Raw genomic sequence first — 17,689 nt, forward strand, 5'->3', positions numbered from 1 at the left:
CCCCGGTTCTTCCGGTGACGGCGAGCGCCGTCACCGGAAGAGCCGTCAGGCCTGGCCGGCCGGCTGCGCGGGAACGCCGACCGAGGTCGGGGAGCCGTCGGCCTCGGCCGCGCCGCCGTCGCCCGACACCAGCCGCAGCACCTCGGTGACGGCGGAACCGTCGACGGTCTCCTTTTCCAGCAGCAGGGCGGCGAGGCGGTCGAGGGCCTCCCGGTGCGTGCGCAGCAGCTCGATCGCCCGCGCCTCGGCCTCCCGCAGGATGCGCGCCACCTCGCCGTCGATGACCCGCTGCGTGTCCTCGGAGTAGGACCGGCTGACGAGCTCCTCACCGCCGAGGAACTGCTGCTGCCCCGAGCTGTAGCCGACCGGCCCGACCGCGTCGGACAGGCCGAACTCCCGGACCATCCTGGTCGCGAGCTCGGTCGCCCCGGCCAGGTCGCTGGACGCACCCGTCGAGCCGTAGCCGTAGACGACCAGCTCCGCGGCCCGGCCGCCGAGCCGGACGGCGAGGCTGTCGACCAGGTAGGGCTGCGTGTAGAGGTGGCGTTCGGCCTCCGGCAGCTGCTCGGTGACGCCGAGCGCCATCCCGGCCGGCAGGATCGTCACCTTCGCGACCGGGTCGGCGTGCGCGGAGAGGGCCGCGACCAGCGCGTGCCCGGACTCGTGGAACGCGACCGAGCGCTTCTCATCGGGCAGCAGCGCGTTGGACGCATCCCTGCGGCCCAGCAGGATCCGGTCCCGGGCCGCGCCGAGGTCCGCCGCGTTGAGGACGTCCCGGCCCTCCCGGACCGCGTGGATGGCGGCCTCGTTCAGCAGGTTCGCCAGGTCGGCGCCGGAGAAGCCCGGGGTGGCGCGGGCGACGACGTCGAAGTCGACGTCCTGGGCGAGCTGCTTGCCGCGGGCGTGCACGGCGAGGATCGCGGCCCGTTCCGCCTGCGTCGGCAGCGGGACGGTGACCTGGCGGTCGAACCGGCCGGCCCGCAGCAACGCGGCGTCCAGCGTCTCCGGCCGGTTGGTCGCGGCGAGCACGACGACGCCGGTCGTCCCGTCGAAGCCGTCCATCTCGGCGAGCAGCTGGTTGAGGGTCTGCTCGCGCTCGTCGTTGGAGCCCCCGATGACGGAGCCACCGCGCCGGCCGCCAATCGAGTCGATCTCGTCGATGAAGATGATCGACGGCGCCCGCTTGCGCGCCTCGGCGAACAGGTCGCGGACCCGGGAGGCGCCGACACCGACGAACATCTCGACGAAGCTGGAGCCCGTCACGGACAGGAACGGCACCTCGGCCTCGCCGGCGACCGCTCTGGCCAGCAGCGTCTTGCCGGTTCCGGGCGGGCCGACCATCAGGACGCCGCGCGGGCCCTTCGCGCCGGCCCTGGCGTACCGGTCGGGGTTGCGCAGGAAGTCGACGACCTCGCTGATCTCCTGCTTGGCGCCCTCGTAGCCGGCGACGTCGGCGAACCTGGTCTCCGGGCGCTCCGCGTCGGTGATCTTGGCCCGGGACCGGCCGATCGCGCCGAGCGGGCCGCCGCCGGAGAGCTGGCGCTGCGTCTGGCGCCCCGTCCAGACGAAGAAGCCGACTAGCAGCAGCAGCGGCAGGAAGCTGAGCAGCACCGAGATCCAGGAGCCGCCGGTCTGGGTGCCCTTGACCGTCACGCCCTTGGTTTCCAGCCGGCCGGCGAGCGTCGAGGAGTCCAGCGCCGTGGGGATCTGGCTGGTGAACGACTTGCCGTCCTTCAGCTTGCCGTCGACCGCGCCCTTGTCGTTGATCGACACCGACGCGACCTTGCCGGCGTTGACCCGGTTGAGCAGGTCGGAGTAGTCGATCGCCGTCGTCTTGCCGCCCGTCATGGCGGGCGTGAACAGCAGCAGTGCCGTGATCAGCAGCCCGAACGGCAGCAGCCAGCTGCGCCACATCGGCGGCTTGGGTGGCGCCGGCTTGGGCGCCGGATCCCGAGGCGGGCCGGATTTGGCCGGTGCCGAGTGATGCACGCCGGGCAGGCGCACCGAAGAGATCACGTCAGACTCCCGTCCTGGCGGCGGCCGCGTCGAGGGAGCTGCTCTGGCCCGACGTCGGCGTAGCGCACGCGCTGGACGCTACAGCCCCTATCACGCCGGCCGCCGACATGTTCCTCACGTCTCACCCGGCCCCGGGGCGGCGCCGCGAAAGGTCGCGGGGCGGTTGAAGCCAGGCGCGCCGGGCACGGCAATACGGACCATCGACCTGGCTCCCCCGAAAGGACGATGATGAGCACCGTACGTAGTCCGCTGTCCGACGAGGCCCGGACCACCACCGGCGAGGCGCTGCAGGCCGCCGTCGTCGAGCTGATCGATCTCAGCCTGCTCGCCAAGCAGCTGCACTGGAACGTCATCGGCCACAGCTTCCGCAGCGTGCACAAGCAGCTGGACGAGGTCGTCGACTTCACCCGCACCTACACCGACACGCTGGCCGAGCGGTCGGTCGCGATCGGCTGCAACCCCGACGGCCAGTCGCACACCGTCACGACCCGATCCCCGCTGCGCGGGGTGGAGAGCGGCTACCTGCCGGACGAGAAGGTCGTGCGGATCATGACGGACCTGCTGGGCGAGACGAGCCAGCACATGCGGGCCCACATGGCGACGACGGAGAAGGCCGACCCGGTGACCCAGGACATCTTCATCAACCTGCTGCAGGAGATCGAGGAGCAGCACTGGATGTTCCAGGCCATGTCCTGACCCGCGCCCAGCCGGACAGGCGGCCCGCTCCAGCCGACGCGGCTGGAGCGGGCCGCGGCCCTTCTCAGAGCTCCGCCTCAGAGCTCCAGGCCTCAGAACTGCAGGCCTCAGCGCTCCAGGCGGAACGCCAGGTCGGCCTCGGGGACGGCGGTGTCCACCTGGGCCTTCTGGAGGCGGCCGGAGTAGTCCCAGTTGACCGACTGCCAGCGGGTGACCTGGTCGAGGACCCAGCGGCCGGACTGGCGGGAGCCGTTGCCGGAGCGGCCGTTGCCGCCGAACGGCAGGTGGGCCTCAGCGCCCGAGGTCGAGTTGTTGACGCTGACCATGCCCGCCGAGATGCCGCGCCGGAACCGGAACACCGTGGCCGGGTCGTTCGTGTAGATCGCGGACGACAGGCCGTAGCCGGGGGCGTTGGCCAGCTCGATGGCCGCGTCGAGGTCCCGGTAGGTGGCCAGGCCGACGATCGGGCCGAACGTCTCCTCCAGGAACAGCGCGTCGTCGGGGCGGACGCCGTCGACGACGACCGGGTGGTAGTAGAGGCCCTCGGCCGGGTCGCCGACGAAGCCCCGGCGCGGGGCCGCCGCGGTGATCCGGCCGACGGCGGTCGAGCCGAACGTCGTGTGGTGGTCGCGGATCAGCCCGAGGTGGCGCTCGTAGCCAGCGGCGAACCTCGCGTCGAGCATCGGGCCGTAGAGGACCGGGCGGGTCGGGTCGCCGATCGCCGCGTTCTCGACGGCGGCGGCGAACCGGCGGCGGAACCCCGCGTACACCGACTCGTGAACGATCACGGTGCCGAGTGACGTGCAGCGCTGCCCCGCGGTGCCGAACCCGCCGAACAGCGCGCCCTCGACGGCGAGGTCGATGTCCGCGTCGGGCGCGACGACCATGGGGTTCTTGCCGCCCAGCTCCAGGCAAGGCGTCTGCAGGTGACGCCCGCACAGCGCGCCTATCTCGCGGCCGACCTCGGTCGAGCCGGTGAAGCCCACCTTGTCGACCAGCCCGGCGTCGAGAGCCTGCGCGAGCCCGGCGGCGGTCGCGGCGCCGTCGGCCGGGACCATCGACAGCACGCCCGGCGGCAGGCCGGCGTGCTGGGCGAGCTCGGTGAGCGCCCGGGCGCAGGCGGCGGCGTACTCGGCGGGCTTCCAGACGACCGCGTTGCCGCACAGCAGCGCCGGCACCAGGTACCAGCTCGGCACCGCGACCGGGAAGTTCCCCGCCGTGATCACCATCATCACGCCGACCGGCTCGCGGAACGTGAACAGCTGCTTGTCGGGCATCTCCGACGGGACGGTCTCGCCGTAGAGGCGGCGGCCCTCGCCGAGGAAGAACCGGCAGGTGTCGATGATCTCCTGTACCTCGCCGCGGGCCTCGCCGAGCGGCTTGCCGATCTCCCGGGTGACCAGCCGGGCCAGCACCTCGGCGTTCTCCTCGACCAGGCGGCCGAAGTTCCCGATGACGCCGCCCCGGACCGGCGCGGGCACGTCGGCCCAGCCGCGCTGCGCCCCCCGGGCGACCCGCGCCGCCGCGACCAGCGTGCCGGCGTCGCCGAGCCGGACCTCGGCGACCACCTCGTCGAGGCGGGCCGGGTTGGTCGAGGCGACGGTCGGGCCCTCGGTCTCGACACCGTGGATCATGGCTGCCGCCAGCGGCGGGTGTACCAGTGTCATCGTCGCCTCCGCGAAGGTCTGTCAGCGGGCTCGGGCCCGGCGGCTCACGCCGGGCGGTTCAGCCGCGGGCCGTAGTCTCGCCCAGGCGAGCCGACCCGGTCAGGGAGTCAAGCACCCGGCCGAGGGCGCCCACCGCGGCGTCGATCTCGTCGTCGGTGATCGTCAGCGCCGGCCGCAGCCGCACGGTGCCCGCCCCGGCGGGCAGTGCGAGGACGTGCTCGTCGGCGCGCAGCCGGCGCAGCGCCTCGTCGCGGGTGGCCAGGTCGGGCAGGTCGAAGGCGCACAGCAGGCCGAGGCCACGGGGGTTGGCCACGAGGCGCGGGTGACGTCCGGCGAGCCGCTCCAGCCCGCCGAGCAGCCGCTCCCCCGCCCGGGCCGCGGCCTCGAACAGCCGGTCGCGCTCCATGACCTCCAGCATCCGGGTCGAGCGGACCATGTCCACCAGCCCGCCGCCCCAGGTCGAGTTGATCCGGCCGGGCACCCGGAACACGTTGTCCGCCACCTCGTCGAGCCGCCCCCCGGCCATCACCCCGCCGACCTGGACCTTCTTGCCGAACGCGACGACGTCCGGCATGAGGCCGAGCCGCTGGTAGCACCACGCCGCACCGGTCGTGCCGACGCCGGTCTGCACCTCGTCCAGGACGAACAGGGCGTCGTTCTCGTGAGCGAGCGCGCCCAGGGCGGCCAGGAACTCGGGCCGCAGGTGCCGGTCGCCGCCCTCGCACTGGATCGGCTCGGCGAGGACGCAGGCGATGTCGTGCGGGTGCGCCGCGAACGCCGCCGCGGCCTGGGCCAGGGCCTGTTCCTCTGCCGCCATCACCGCGGCAAGGCCCGCCTCGGTGACCGGGAAGGTCTGGGCTGGGCTGTCGATTCGCGGCCAGTCGAACTTAGGGAACCGCTCGGTCTTGTTCGGGTCGGTGTTGGTCACCGAGAGGGTGTAGCCACCCCGGCCGTGGAAGGCGTGCCGCAGGTGCAGGACGCGGGTGCCGAGCTCTGCCGGGCGGCCATGGGCCTCGTTGTGCCGGCTCTTCCAGTCGAACGCGGCCTTCAGGGCGTTCTCGACCGCCGGGGAGCCGCCCTCCACGAAGAACAGGTGCGGCAGCCTCGGGTCGCCGAGGACGCGGGCGAAGGTGGTGACGAACTCCGCGTAGGCGACGGTCGCGACGTCCGGGTTCGCCGGCTTGTTGAGGGCGGCGCGGCCGAGCTCGGCGACCACGGCGGGGTCGCCCGCGAGGGCCGGCGGGTTCACTCCCAGCGGCGCGGAGGCGAAGAAGCTGTAGAGGTCGAGGTAGGCCTCGCCGTTGCGGGCGTCCACGAGCGTCCTGCCGCTGCTCGCGTCGAGGTCGACGACGAGGTCCAGCCCGTCCACCAGGACGTGCCGGCCGAGCACCTCCGGCACGTCGACCGGAGCGACGACGGCTCGGCCCGGCGGGCGCGGACCGGCGTCCCCGGTCAGCCGCTCACGGCCGCGCCGGCGCCTGTGTCGGTCACGAAGGCAGGCACGGCCACGGGACCTCCCAGATCACGAAGATCACAGACTTGGGACGCATGTCGCAAATACGTCGCCGCATCCGTCTCTACACAGGAGATCCTTCTTCAGATCACTGGTTTTGACAAATTTTCTACGGTCGCTGCTAGCGGTGGTGGGCGTGCGGAGCCCGCGCGCGCCCACCGAACCCACCCGAGCCAGCGCCACGGCCGGGCAGCGGGCCAGCGGCCAGCAGCATGATCGTCGTTTTGGCCCTCTGGTGGCTGTTTCGAGAGCCAGTTCGCGACCATGGCAGGGCCAAAACAGCGATCACCGGCGGGGGCCGGCCGCTCGGCTTCGGGCCGTGCTCCTCGGGAGGTGCCTCAGGGCGTGGACGTCGGGGCCGAGCCGGTGGAAGGCGTGGCCGTGGCCGACGGCGTCGACGGGTGGTCACTGGTCGGGGCGACCGACGGTGTCGTGCTCGTCGGCGGCGGGGTAGTGGTGGTGTGCGTCGGGGTCTGGGATGGCGGCGAGGTCGGCGCCTGCGTCGGGGTGGCGGAGGGCTTCGTCGTGGCCTGCCGGCTGGGCGCGGCCGACGTCGCGGCCGGCGGCGGGACCGCCGCGTCGGTGGTGCTCGCCACCGTCTCGGGCGTGGACGGGGTCGCGGTGACGCCGTCGGTCGGCGCGCCGGTCGAGGTCGAGCTGACCTCGACACCGGAACCGCCACCGCCGCCGGAGTGCGCGAGAACCAGCGCGAGGCCGACAGCCGCGGCGACCACGAGCACCGTCACGAGGGCCAGCACGATCTTGACCGCCGACGACGGCCGGCCTGGACCGACCTGGACGGGTGGCCGCGGGCCGCCCTGCCAGCCCGCGGCGTCCGCGAACGCGGCCTCGTCCGGCCGGCCACCAGAGCCGCCGCCGGCGCGTGGCCGCTCGTGGTCCGGCTGCAGCGGCGAGCGCAGCATGGTCGGCAGGTCCCCGGAGTCGTCGTCCTCCCGGCGCGAGCCGACGCCCGCGTGGCCTTCCTGGGTCCGTTGCAACGGCGAGCGCAGCATGGTCGGCAGCTCGCCGGAGTCGTCGTCCCGGCGCGAGCCGCCACCCGAGCGGGCGTCCGCGAACGCGCCCGGCGGCAGCATGGTCGGCAGGTCACCCGAATCGTCGTCCCGGCGCGAGCTACCACCCGCGCGGCCCTCGCCGTACGCGCGCGGGGTGGGCAGCGCTCCCCCGCTGGCGGCGTGCGCGGCGAGCTGCCGCGGGCCGGTGTCCGCCCGGGCGACAGCCGGGAGTGCCGGCGTCGCGGCCGGCAGCGCCTTCGCGGGCGGTAGTGCCTTCCCGGGTGGCAGTGCCTTCGCGGCCGGCAGCGCTTTGACGGGCGGCGGCAGCACGAGAGTGCCGGACGGCACGTCCACGTCTGGCTGCTCCGGGCCGGGCGACTCCCCCAGCGCCGTGTCGATCGGCGACGGCGTGGGCGGCTGGGCGACCCAGGGCAGCAGCGCGGTCTCGACCGCGCGGTCCGACTCGAGCGGCGTCTGGACGTTCTGGTGCAGCAGCGCGCTGACCAGTGCCGCCGCCGTCGGCCGGTCGTCCGGGTCCTTGGCGAGCGTCGCGCGCACCAGGTCGACCAGCTCGGCCGGCACCCCGTCGAGGTCCGGCTCGTCGCGCTGGATCCGGGCGATGATCTCGAAGGCGCCGTCCGCCCGGAACGGCCCGTGGCCGGTGGTGGCGTAGGTGACGCAGGCACCCCAGGCGAACACGTCGGCGGCCGGGCCGACCGTCCCGCCGCGCAGCTGCTCCGGCGCCATCCAGACGAACGTGCCCAGGCGCTGGCCGGCCTGGGTCTGGGCGACCGTGACGTCGGAGTCGGCGCCACTGTCGACGCCGAGCAGCGAGCGGGTGGTCAGCGCGACGCCGAAGTCGATGATCTTCGGGCCGTCCCAGGCGAGCACGACGTTGGCCGGCTTGAGGTCACGGTGTACGACACCCACCGCGTGGATCGCGACCAGCCCGTCGGCGAGGCCGGCGGCGAAACCGACGACGAGCCGGGCGGCGAGCGGCCCACGGCCCGCGACCGCGTCGAGCAGGGTCGCGCCCTGGATGAACTCGGTGGCCAGCCACGGCGGGTTGGCCTCGGTGTCGGCGGCGACCACGGCGGCCACCGAACCGCTGTCGATCGACTGGACGGCGACGGCCTCGCGGCGGAACCGGGCCCGGAAGCGCGCGTCGTCGACGAGCGACGCCGACGGCACCTTCACGGCCACGGCCTGGTCGTCGGTCCCGAAGCCGAGATAGACGGTGCCCATGCCACCCGAGCCAAGCCGGCCACCAAGCCGGAACGGCCCGATGGAACGCGGGTCGTCGTCCGTGAGCGGTGCCAGCACGAGTCCCCCTGCAGCCGTGGCGGTGCCGGAATGGGTTCGAGGCCAGTCGACTGGGTCCTACGAGAATGGCACCCCCGCTGCTCATCACCTTCTCAACCATTCGTCAGCCAGGTGGGCATTTCTCGCTACGCCGCCATGTCGGCCTGACGACGACCACCGAAGTGCCAGTAGTCAGCAGGGCTAGTCGCCAGAAGGGCCAAGGGTCAGTCGCCAGAAGGGCCAGTGGTCAGCGGCGGCTGCCGTCGACAGTCGGGTCGGACGGCGGGATGGCCGAGGGATCCTGCGGCGTGAAGTGCTGGCCGTCCCAGTTGAAACGAACCCGCGCCGTCCCGGTCGGGCAGCAGTCCGGGTCGTCGGCCGCGAAGGTGCCGTACTCGAGGACGACATACGACTTCGTGGTCGCGACCACCTTGATCTGCCGGCTGGGCTGGGACGTGTCGTAGCCGAGGAACTCGGTGTCGGTGAACACGAACGCGCGCTGGACGAGCGCGGCGCTGCCGTCGGGGTTGCCGCTCGCGACGGTCTGGCTGCCGATGACGACGTTCAGCGGGCGGGCCGCGCTGAAGGTCGAGAGGTCTGCCGAGTAGCCGAGCGACTTCACCTTGTCGCGGACAGCCTGCGCTGTCAGCCGGTGTGGTGTCGTCGGCACGGTCGTCGCAGACGACTGGCTGGACGTTCCGGTCGGCCCGCCGGCCGCCGTGGTGCCGGCATCGGTGTCGCTGGGGCTGCCGGTCGATGTGGCGTCAGAGCCCGGGCTGCCGTTCCTCATGAGCGCGACGGCGCCCGCGACGAGTCCACCGAGGAGCAGCAGCACGAACACGGCCACGAGCGCCACCATCGCGCCCCGCCGCCCGGCCCGGGGGGCAGGTGGTGGCGTCCGGCCGCCGCCCCCGCCGGCGGCCGAGTAGCCGGGCCCGCTGTACCCGCTGTCGCCGTACCCTGTGCCGCCGTAACCCGTGCCGCCGTAACCCCTGTCGTCGTAGCCCCTGTCGCCGTGCCCGGAAGCCCCGTAGGTCGGCGGCGGGGTGGGCCGGGCGTACTGCGGCGTCGAGTACTCCTGGCGCGCCGCGGACCGGGGCGGCCCGGCCGGAGGCCGGCGGGCGGCCGAGGGGTCGGGAGTGGCGGGCGGCAGCTCCCACAACCGGGCCATCGCGGTCTCGTAGCGTTCGTCCGAGGCCACGACGCGCTCGGTCGCGGCGCCCGACAGGTTGTCCGCCGCCGCGCCGCGCAGGAGACGGTCGCGCAGCTCGATAGCGGTCGGCCGGCGGGCCGGGTCCTTGTCCAGGGCGGACCGCACGATGGGCAGCAGCCCCGCGGGCACTCCGGAGAGCTCCGGCGCCGCGTTGAGGATCCGCACCCCGACGGCTTCCGGGGTGGGCGCCCGAAACGGCGGGTGGCCGGTCGCGGCGAACGCGACGCAGGCGCCCCAGGCGAAGACGTCCGCGGCCGGGCCGGCCCGTTCGCCGCGCAGCTGCTCGGGCGCCATCCAGACGATCGTGCCGATGAGCACGCCGGTGCTGGTGTGCCGGGTCGTGTCCGAGGCGCTGGCCACGCCGAAGTCGATGACCCGGGGCCCGTCCCAGGCGAGCACGATGTTCGCGGGCTTCAGGTCGCGGTGCACCACGCCGGCGTCGTGGATCGCGACCAGTGCCTCGGCCAGGCCGGCGGCCAGGCCGGTGAGCAGCCGGTCGTCGAGCTGGCCCCGGTCTGACACCGCCTCGGACAGGCTCTTGCCCTCGACGTACTCGGTGGCCATCCAGGGGCGGTCACCGGTGGTGTCGGCATCGAGCACGGCGGCGACGGCGGGGCCGTGCACCCGGCGGGCGGCGTCGACCTCGCGGCGGAACCTCGACCGGAACTGCTCGTCGCGCGCGAGCGCCGGCGCGGGGACCTTGACCGCGACCGCCTTGTCCTCGGGCGAGAAGCCGAAGTAGACGGCGCCCATGCCGCCCCGGCCGAGCAGGCTCTGGATCCGGTACGGGCCGATCTGGCGCGGGTCCTTGTCGCCCAGCGGCGTGAGCACGGGTCCTCGTCTCCTCCCCGCAGGCGTCGCCGATCGGCGCGGGCTGCGGTGTCTCGGCTGGCGGCGCGGGTACGGGCCGCGCGGGACCGCGGGCTCGGGTCCCGGCGACGCGCCGGCCCACGGGCGTCCGACCGGTCACGCGACGTCGCCATTGTTATCGCACGCCCCGAAACCGCCCGGGTCCCCCCGGCGCAAACGCTACGCGATCATGTCATTTTGCGCATCGATCACCGCGGGGGCCGTTCGCGGCACGCTGCGCCCGGCGCCAGGACCGAGCTTCCAGCTCGGCCGGCCCGGCGACGGGCGGCCGCCGCGCGGGTGAGACTCCGCGCCGGACGGGCCGGGCGGAGGGCGCGGCCGGCTCGCTTCGGGCCGTATGCAAACCTAGAACGCCATAGTGACGTTTCGCGCCCCTTGACCGCCCTGAGCACGGTATCCGCCCGTAGAGCCGCTCCCCGGCTTCACGTGCCGCCGTCCACCGGGCTCGGCGGGCTGGTCTGGCGCCTGAGGCGGGAGCGGAGAGAGCGGACGAGATGTCGGGTGCAGGCGAGCGGGCCGCGTTCGCGGCCCTGAATCTCCGCTGGATCCGCAGCTTCGACGGCGTGTGGGCCCCGGCGCGGTGGCACGTCGACGGCCTGCACGCCGACGCCGTCCGCGCGCTGTCCGACGCGGTCCGCGACGCAGCCGCCGAACCAGCGGACAACCCACCGGGCCTTGTCCTGCAGGGCGAGGCCGGCACAGGCAAGACCCATCTGCTCGGCTGGGCCCGCGAGCAGGTGCAGACGGCCGGCGGCTACTTCTTCCTGGTCGGCCCGCTCGGCGGGGGCACGCCGTTCTGGGAGAGCGTCGTGGGCGCGATCGTCGACGGCCTCGCTCGACCGGTCGACGGCGGCGAGACCCAGCTGCGGCTGTTCCTGCGCCGGCTGGCGGGCGTCGTCGGCGCCGCGCCGGCGATCACCGCCGCGGTCACCGGCGAGGCCCCACTGGAGCCAGTGCACCTGAAGGACCTCGTCGTCGCGTTGCGCGGCCACGACCGCCGGCTCGGCGGCGACTGCCAGGACACGCTGCGCGCGCTGGTCCTGTTCGGCTCGGACGACCTGGCCGACGAGGACGTCGGGCGTGGCTACCTGCAGTCGATGGCGGAGCAGTTCCCGAACCAACGGGCCGAACGGGGGATGCGCGCGCCGGCGAAACCGGCCGCCGAGGTCGTCCGCGAGCTGTCCCGGCTGCTCGCGCTGACCGGCCCGACCGTCATCGCCGTGGACCAGGTCGACACCGCCCTCGCCCCGGCCCTGCCGGCCGCGCACACCCAGCCGTCGCAGGGGGGCTCCCACGCTGACCCACCTGGGCCGCGCGAGGGAGAACCGGACGAGGGCTGGGCCGGCCAGCTCGTCCACGAGGTCGCCGACGGGCTGGCCGGCCTGCGTGACCTGACCACGCGGACGCTGTGCCTGGTCACCTGCCTGCCGGCGACCTGGGACCTCGTCGCCGGCCGGGCCGTCGGCCCGGTGACCGACCGGTTCCGGGTGCTCGACCCGCTGGGCGGCCTCGGCGCCGCCGAGCTCGCCGAGCGGCTCGTGGCCCGCCGATTCGCCCCGCGCTACCAGCTGATCGGGTTCGTGCCGCCCTACCCGACCTGGCCGGTGCACCCGGACGCGCTGCGCGCCGCCGTCGACGAGACCCCACGCGCGCTGCGGCGGCGCATCGACACCCCCCTGCGCGCCGGCCGGGCCGCCGGATCCTTCCCCGAGCGGCGCGCGCCCGGCGCGGCCGCGGACCCCACGCGCGAGCCGGACCGGGCCGGGCGCGCGTCGGCAGCGCCGCCGATCGAGCCCGGACCGAACGGCACCGGCCCGGACGGCTCGGTGGACCGCCGGATCATGGTCGGCCTCGCCGAGCTGGACGTCGCCTGGGCACGGCTGCGCGCGGCCGCCCCCGGGCTCGCCGCCCTGACCGAGCGCAACGAGGACGCACTCGTCCCGGACCTGCTTGCCGCCGGGCTGGACGCGTGGCTCACCGAGCTCGGGCCGGCGGGCGCCGCGTTCAGCCGGGACGCCCAGCCCAGCGGCAAGCCGGCCCTGCACGCCCGGCTGCGCCAGGTCCTCGCCGAGCGCGCCGGGGCCGAGGCGCACTGGTCGTTCCGGGCGATCCTCACGTCGCAACCGCGGACGGCGCTGGCCCGGCTCAACGCCGCCTGCGCGATGTCGGGGCTCGCCGGCGGCATCGGTGCCGGCGCTGGCGGCGGCGCGCGCCACCCGTTCGCCGGGCCACCCGGTCGGCGGACGCTGGTCGTGCTGCGCACCGCGGCCTGGGACCCGGCCGCGGCCTGGGAACGCCTCCCAGCCGGCGGCCGCGCCGCCGCGCGGGGTGACGCCGACCCGGTCGGCCGCGCGATGCTCCTCGACGCCGTGGCGGCGTTCGAGCGGGCCGGCGGCGTGACCCAGCTGCTCACCGAGCAGGACGTCCGCACGTTCGCGGCCCTGCGCGAACTGCTGGACGGACGGCACCCGGCGCTGGAGACGTGGCTGCTCGCCCGCCGGCCCGCGAGCGCGACCCCGCTGCTGGCGGCCACCCTCGGGCCGCTGTTCGAGGAGCTCGCACCCGAGCCCGCCCAGTACCCGCCGGTGATCGCCGTGCCCGCCAGCCGCTCCCCCTTCGTCGTGACGGCGCCGGCCACGGCTCACCTGCGTCCGCTGGCCGGGCACCCCGAGCCGGCGCCGCCGGTGCTGGCCATCGTCGCGACGCCCACCCCCACCCCCACGCCGCGGCCGACGCCGCCGGCACCGGTCGCGGTTCCCGCGCCGGCGCCACCTCCCGCGGCGATGACCGCGCCGGCACCGACTGCGCCGGCACCGACGGTGGTCCTCGGTGCGGAGCCCATGACGGTGCCCAGGCCGCCAGACCTGGACCTGACAGCGGCGGAGGTTCCGCCCGCTCCGTCGGAGGACTCCGCCTGGCGGGCTCCGAGCCGAGACGGCGCCCAGGTCGAGGCGCCGGTCCCGACCAACCTGACGGCCGCCCGGGCGCCGTGGGGGCCCGCCCCCAGGGAGCTCGTCCGTCCCGGCCGCGCGTCCGCCGCCCTGCTCGTCCCGGTCCCGGTCCGTGGAAGCGCGAACGGGGCCTCGGCCGCTGCGCCCACGCCAACGGCCCCGACACCGACGGCCCCGACACCGACACCGACCGCCCTGACGCCTCCCGTTCGGCCGGTTCCGGCCGCCGAGGCGCCGTCGGCCCTTGCCGGTCCCGCGTCCGACGCGCCGGTGACGCTGTCCGGTGCGGCACCGGTAGCGCCCCAGGCCGCCCGCCCAGCGTCCGTGTCAGCACCGGTCGAGCCGTCGCCCCCGGCCGGGCCGCCGTCCCAAGCCCCGCGCTCCAACGGCACCCGGCCGCCGGCCTGGCCCCAGCGGGTCACGCCGGTCAGAACGGCCGGCCTCGTTCCGGTGACGCCCATGACCCCCGCGCCGGCCCGGCCACCCGTCTCGGTCGAGCCGCCACCTTCGGTCCCCGAGCCGCCGGCCTCGGTCCACGAGCCGGAGACCGACCCGAAGCCCGCGGCTGACCTGCCCGCCACAGTGGCGACGGTGTTCTCCCTCGATCCGGCCACGGCCGCGTCGGTCACCGTCCCCGCCGCCCCGTCCGCGTTCTCCGACCTGACGATCTCCGTCGGCCCTGCCGTCACGGCCGAGCCAGCCCGCCCCGCGCCCCGCTTCGCGCTGCCGCTCCTGGTCGCGCAGCCCACCGGACGCGCCGAGCGGGCCGACGACACGCCGGCGACGCCGGAACCGACGAGCGGCGCCGCGGAGTCGGTGCCGATCGGCACGGCCGCCGGACCGCGGGCGCCGGTCCGGCTGCCACTGGCGGCACTGCGCCGCCACACGGTGATCTTCGGCGGGTCCGGCGCGGGGAAGACGGTGCTCGTCCGGCGCCTGGTCGAGGAGTCCGCGCTGCGCGGCGTCTCGTCGATCGTGCTCGACCTGACCGGCGATCTGGCCCGCCTCGGCGACGCCTGGCCGTCGCCGCCGACCGGCTGGGTGCCCGGCGACGCGGAGCTGGCCCGCGAGTACGTGGCGAGCACGGACGTCGTGGTGTGGACGCCGGGACTGCCGGACGGGCGCCCCCTCGACGCCGGGTCCATCGACCCGGGCGAGCTGCTCACCCCGGCGCCGGGCCTGCGGGCCCGGGTGTCGGTCGTCAGCCTGGCCGGCCTGCCCACCGACGAGGCCCGGCAGGTGTTCGTCCGTCAGCTGCAGCTCGCGACCACGGCCTGGGCCCGCCGGCTGCCCGCCACGGACCGGCCGCTGGCCGGCCTGGTGGTCATGGACGAGGCGCACCGCCTCGTGCCGGCCGGCCCGCCGACGCCGAGCACCGACAGCACCCTGCTCCTCGCCGCCGAGTCGGCCGACCACGGGCTCGGCCTGATCTTCGCCGCCCCGTCCCCGCACGCCCTACCCGACCGCATCCCGCGCCTGGCCGCCACCCAGTTCTTCGGCCGCCTCAACGCGCCGGCCCAGATCGACACGGCCCGGGCGATGGCGCGCGCGCTGGGTGGCGAGGCGCCGGAGGTCGGCCGCCTCGGGGTCGGCGAGTTCTACGCCGCCGGGGCCGGCCTTCCGTTCCCCTGCGTCACCACCGCGCTGTGCCTGAGCCACCACCCAGGCTGGCCACTGCCCGTCGAGGAGATCGTCGCTCGCGCCGGCCGCGGGCGGACGGCTACGGTCGCAGCGATCGGGCAGAGTTCGTGAAACCCACTCGGACGGGCCGCAGCCGCAACTCCGCGTACGACTGGAGCCGGACATGACCACAGCCGACGTGGGAAGCCCGCGCCGCGGCCTCGCGCTCACCGCGATGATCTTCGCCGTGGCGATGACGTTCATCGACATGACGATCGTGTCGATCGCCGCTCCGCAGATCCAGAGCGAGCTGAAGCTGTCCGCGACCGGCGTCCAGTGGGCGGTCAACGCCTACCTGCTGGCCCTCGCGGCACTGTTCGCGTTCGGGGGACGGCTCGCGGACACGCTCGGGCACCGGAGGATGGTCCTCATCGGGATCGCGACCTTCGCCATCGCCTCCGCCATGTGCGGCCTCACCCCGTCGGGCGGCCTCGCCGAGGCGTGGATCGTGACGTTCCGGGCCCTGCAGGGCGCCGGCGGCGCGCTGATGTACCCGGCGGCGCTGGCGATCGTCGTCAACAGCTACGAGCCAGGCGAGCGCGGCAAGGCGATGGCGTTGTTCTTCGGGATCGCCGGCGGGCTGACGGCCGTCGGCCCGGCGCTGGGCGGCTTCCTCACCCAGTGGACGTGGCGGGCGATCTTCTGGGTGAACATCCCGATCGCCATCGTGGCGCTCGTCCTGACGGTGCTCGCGCGACCGGCCTCGGTCCGCACCGGCGCACGGATGGACTACCGCGGCTTCGCGCTGGTCGCCGCCGGGACGGGACTTTCGGTGTTCGGCTTCCAGCAGGCGGCGAGCTGGGGCTGGTCGGACCCGCTGACCGGCGGGTGCATCGCGCTGGGCTTCGTCCTGCTGCTGGTCTTCGGCTGGGTCGAGCTGGGCACGAGGTCACCGCTGATCGAGCTGCGGATCTTCGGCAACCGCGGCTTCCTGGTCGACAACGTGATCCTCGGCCTGTCGATGGTCGCGTTCGTCCCGATCTTCTTCTTCGCGAGCGAGTACGCCCAGGTCTCCCTCGGTGAGAAACCGGCCGACTCGGGCCTGCTGCTGCTCTACTTCTTCATCGGCTTCGCGACGTCCGCGCAGCTGGGCGGGCGGATGCTGGACCGGGGCGGCGCGTGGCGCCCGGTGGTCCTGGGCTGCGCCGTCGCCTCCGCCGGGCTGGTGCTCTGGGGCCAGCGGCTCGACTCGCTGCACCTCGGCGGCCAGATCTGGTGCATCATCCTCACCGGCGCCGGGATGGGTCTGATCATCGGGCAGGCGAACACCGACGCCCTCAACCGGGCGCCAGCCACGGCCTACGGCGAGGTCACCGGCATCACCCAGACGGTCCGCAACTACGGCTCCAGCCTGGGCATCGCCGTCCTCGGCACCATCCAGGTGACCCAGCTGCGCTCGCACCTGACCAGCTCGCTGGTGGCCCAGGGCGCGCCGCCGGCCGAGGCCCACCGGATCGCCGCCCAGTCGTCCCAGTCCGACCGCGCGACCGGCTCGACCGCGCAGATCCCCCATTTCGTCCAGCTCGACTTCGCCCAGGCCACCCGAACCGTGTTCTACGTGATGGCCGGCGTGATGGCGCTGGCCTGCGTGATCGCCGCGGTGGCGCTGCCCCGCGCGTCGACCGCCGTGGGGCCGCGGGCGGCGCTCCCCGAGACCGGGCACCCCGCCTAGCCCGGACGGCGGTACCGGTCACGATCCGAGCAACCGCGGCCGCGTCCGCCGCTAAGCTGTGATCATGTCCGGCTGGTTGTCCGCCGTTCTCCCGGCTCTGCCGCTCGCGACCATGTCGGTGGAGGCGGTCCGCGCGGCGGCCGTACACGCCGGCGCGACTGGTCCGATCGTCCGGGCCGCGCCGGACCCGGAACGGGTCGCCGCCGCGTTCGGCAGCGAGCGCCTGTTCCGCGACGGCGACAGCGGCGCGGACGCCTTCGCGCCGCTGTCCGGCTTCTTTCCCGCGCGGGACGGCTGGCTGCGGACCCACGCGAACTACCCGCACCACCGCGACCGGCTCCTGCGCCTCCTCGGCCTTCCCGACGACGCCGACCGGGAGACCCTGGCCAGGGCGATCGGGGCGCGGCCGGCCGCCGAGCTGGAGGACCTGGCGGCTGCGGCCGGCGCCATCGCGGTCCGGGTCCGGACCGAGGCCGAGTGGCGGGCGTCCGAGCCTGGCGTCGCCGCGGCCGTCGGACCACTCGTGCACAGGGTGGACCGCGACGACGTGGACCGCGACAATGCCGCCGCCCGCCCGCTGGCGGGGGGCGCGCTCCCGCTGGCCGGTGTGCGGGTGCTCGACCTGACCCGGGTCCTCGCGGGGCCGGTCTGCGGGCGCACGCTCGCCCTGCTCGGCGCGGACGTGCTGCGCCTCGATCCCCCGGTCCCCGCCGAGATCGGCTGGCAGCAGCTGGACACCGGCCAGGGCAAGCGGACCGCGATCCTCGACCTGCGCATCGAGCGGGACCGCGCCCAGGAGCTCCTCGACGCGGCGGACGTGCTGGTGACCGGCTACCGGCCCGGCGCGATCGAGGCCTTCGGGCTGCGCCCGCCACCCGGACTGATCCGCGCCCGGGTGAACGCCTGGGGCGACACCGGACCGTGGGCCGGCCGGCGCGGCTTCGACTCCATCGTCCAGGCCGTTTCGGGCATCGCACTGATCGAGAGCGCCGACGGCGCGACGCCCGGCGCGCTGCCCGCGCAGGCGCTCGACCACGCGACCGGCTACCTGCTCGCCGCGTCGATCATCGACGCGCTGGTCGACCGCGCCGCCGAC

Annotated in this window: 9 protein-coding genes; 4 read left to right on the forward strand and 5 right to left on the reverse strand. The window is 74.9% G+C overall.

The window, feature by feature from the left end:
* Positions 1-45: 45 nt before the first annotated feature.
* Complete coding sequence (ftsH, locus tag I6A60_RS37150) at positions 46-2,016, reverse strand: ATP-dependent zinc metalloprotease FtsH (protein ID WP_203016765.1); 1,971 nt, start codon at positions 2,014-2,016, stop codon at positions 46-48.
* A gap of 228 nt (positions 2,017-2,244) precedes the next feature.
* Here ftsH and I6A60_RS37155 point away from each other — a divergent pair, with 228 nt between their 5' ends.
* Positions 2,245-2,712 carry a Dps family protein gene (locus tag I6A60_RS37155; protein WP_203016755.1) on the forward strand — a complete coding sequence of 156 codons (468 nt, stop codon included), beginning with the start codon at positions 2,245-2,247 and terminating at the stop codon, positions 2,710-2,712.
* A gap of 107 nt (positions 2,713-2,819) precedes the next feature.
* On the opposite strand, the gene I6A60_RS37160 is transcribed toward I6A60_RS37155, so the two are convergent.
* The 4 genes from I6A60_RS37160 to I6A60_RS37175 form a co-directional block, all read right to left on the reverse strand.
* Positions 2,820-4,379, reverse strand: coding sequence for an aldehyde dehydrogenase family protein (locus I6A60_RS37160; RefSeq protein WP_203016753.1), 1,560 nt, complete (start codon positions 4,377-4,379; stop codon positions 2,820-2,822).
* A gap of 58 nt (positions 4,380-4,437) precedes the next feature.
* Positions 4,438-5,835 (reverse strand): L-lysine 6-transaminase, encoded by a 1,398-nt coding sequence (gene lat, locus I6A60_RS37165; protein ID WP_203016817.1) that lies wholly within the window; start codon positions 5,833-5,835, stop codon positions 4,438-4,440.
* Between the two features lie 395 nt (positions 5,836-6,230).
* The gene (locus tag I6A60_RS37170) at positions 6,231-8,228 is read right to left on the reverse strand and encodes a protein kinase (RefSeq protein ID WP_203042762.1); all 1,998 of its coding nucleotides are present in this window, start codon (positions 8,226-8,228) and stop codon (positions 6,231-6,233) included.
* A gap of 226 nt (positions 8,229-8,454) precedes the next feature.
* On the reverse strand, positions 8,455-10,251 hold the full coding sequence (locus I6A60_RS37175) for a protein kinase (RefSeq protein ID WP_203016742.1): 1,797 nt from the start codon (positions 10,249-10,251) through the stop codon (positions 8,455-8,457).
* Between the two features lie 533 nt (positions 10,252-10,784).
* Between I6A60_RS37175 and I6A60_RS37180 the strand changes: the two genes are divergently transcribed.
* From I6A60_RS37180 to I6A60_RS37190, 3 genes are all read left to right on the forward strand, one after another.
* Positions 10,785-14,993, forward strand: coding sequence for a helicase HerA-like domain-containing protein (locus I6A60_RS37180; protein ID WP_238437036.1), 4,209 nt, complete (start codon positions 10,785-10,787; stop codon positions 14,991-14,993).
* Positions 14,994-15,045: 52 nt separating this feature from the next.
* The gene (locus I6A60_RS37185) at positions 15,046-16,593 is read left to right on the forward strand and encodes an MFS transporter (RefSeq protein WP_203016740.1); all 1,548 of its coding nucleotides are present in this window, start codon (positions 15,046-15,048) and stop codon (positions 16,591-16,593) included.
* Between the two features lie 64 nt (positions 16,594-16,657).
* On the forward strand, positions 16,658-17,689 hold a 1,032-nt coding region (locus I6A60_RS37190; RefSeq protein WP_203055826.1), incomplete at its 3' end, for a CoA transferase.

The organism is Frankia sp. AgB1.9, assembly GCF_016786355.1.
Taxonomy (GTDB): Bacteria; Actinomycetota; Actinomycetes; order Frankiales; family Frankiaceae; genus Pseudofrankia.

Coding starts and splice junctions, on each gene's coding strand:
- I6A60_RS37155 (WP_203016755.1), top strand. CDS start 2,245: ATGAGCACCGTACGTAGTCCGCTGTCCGACGAGGCCCGGACCACCACC.
- I6A60_RS37160 (WP_203016753.1), bottom strand. CDS start 4,379: ATGACACTGGTACACCCGCCGCTGGCGGCAGCCATGATCCACGGTGTC.
- I6A60_RS37180 (WP_238437036.1), top strand. CDS start 10,785: ATGTCGGGTGCAGGCGAGCGGGCCGCGTTCGCGGCCCTGAATCTCCGC.
- I6A60_RS37185 (WP_203016740.1), top strand. CDS start 15,046: ATGACCACAGCCGACGTGGGAAGCCCGCGCCGCGGCCTCGCGCTCACC.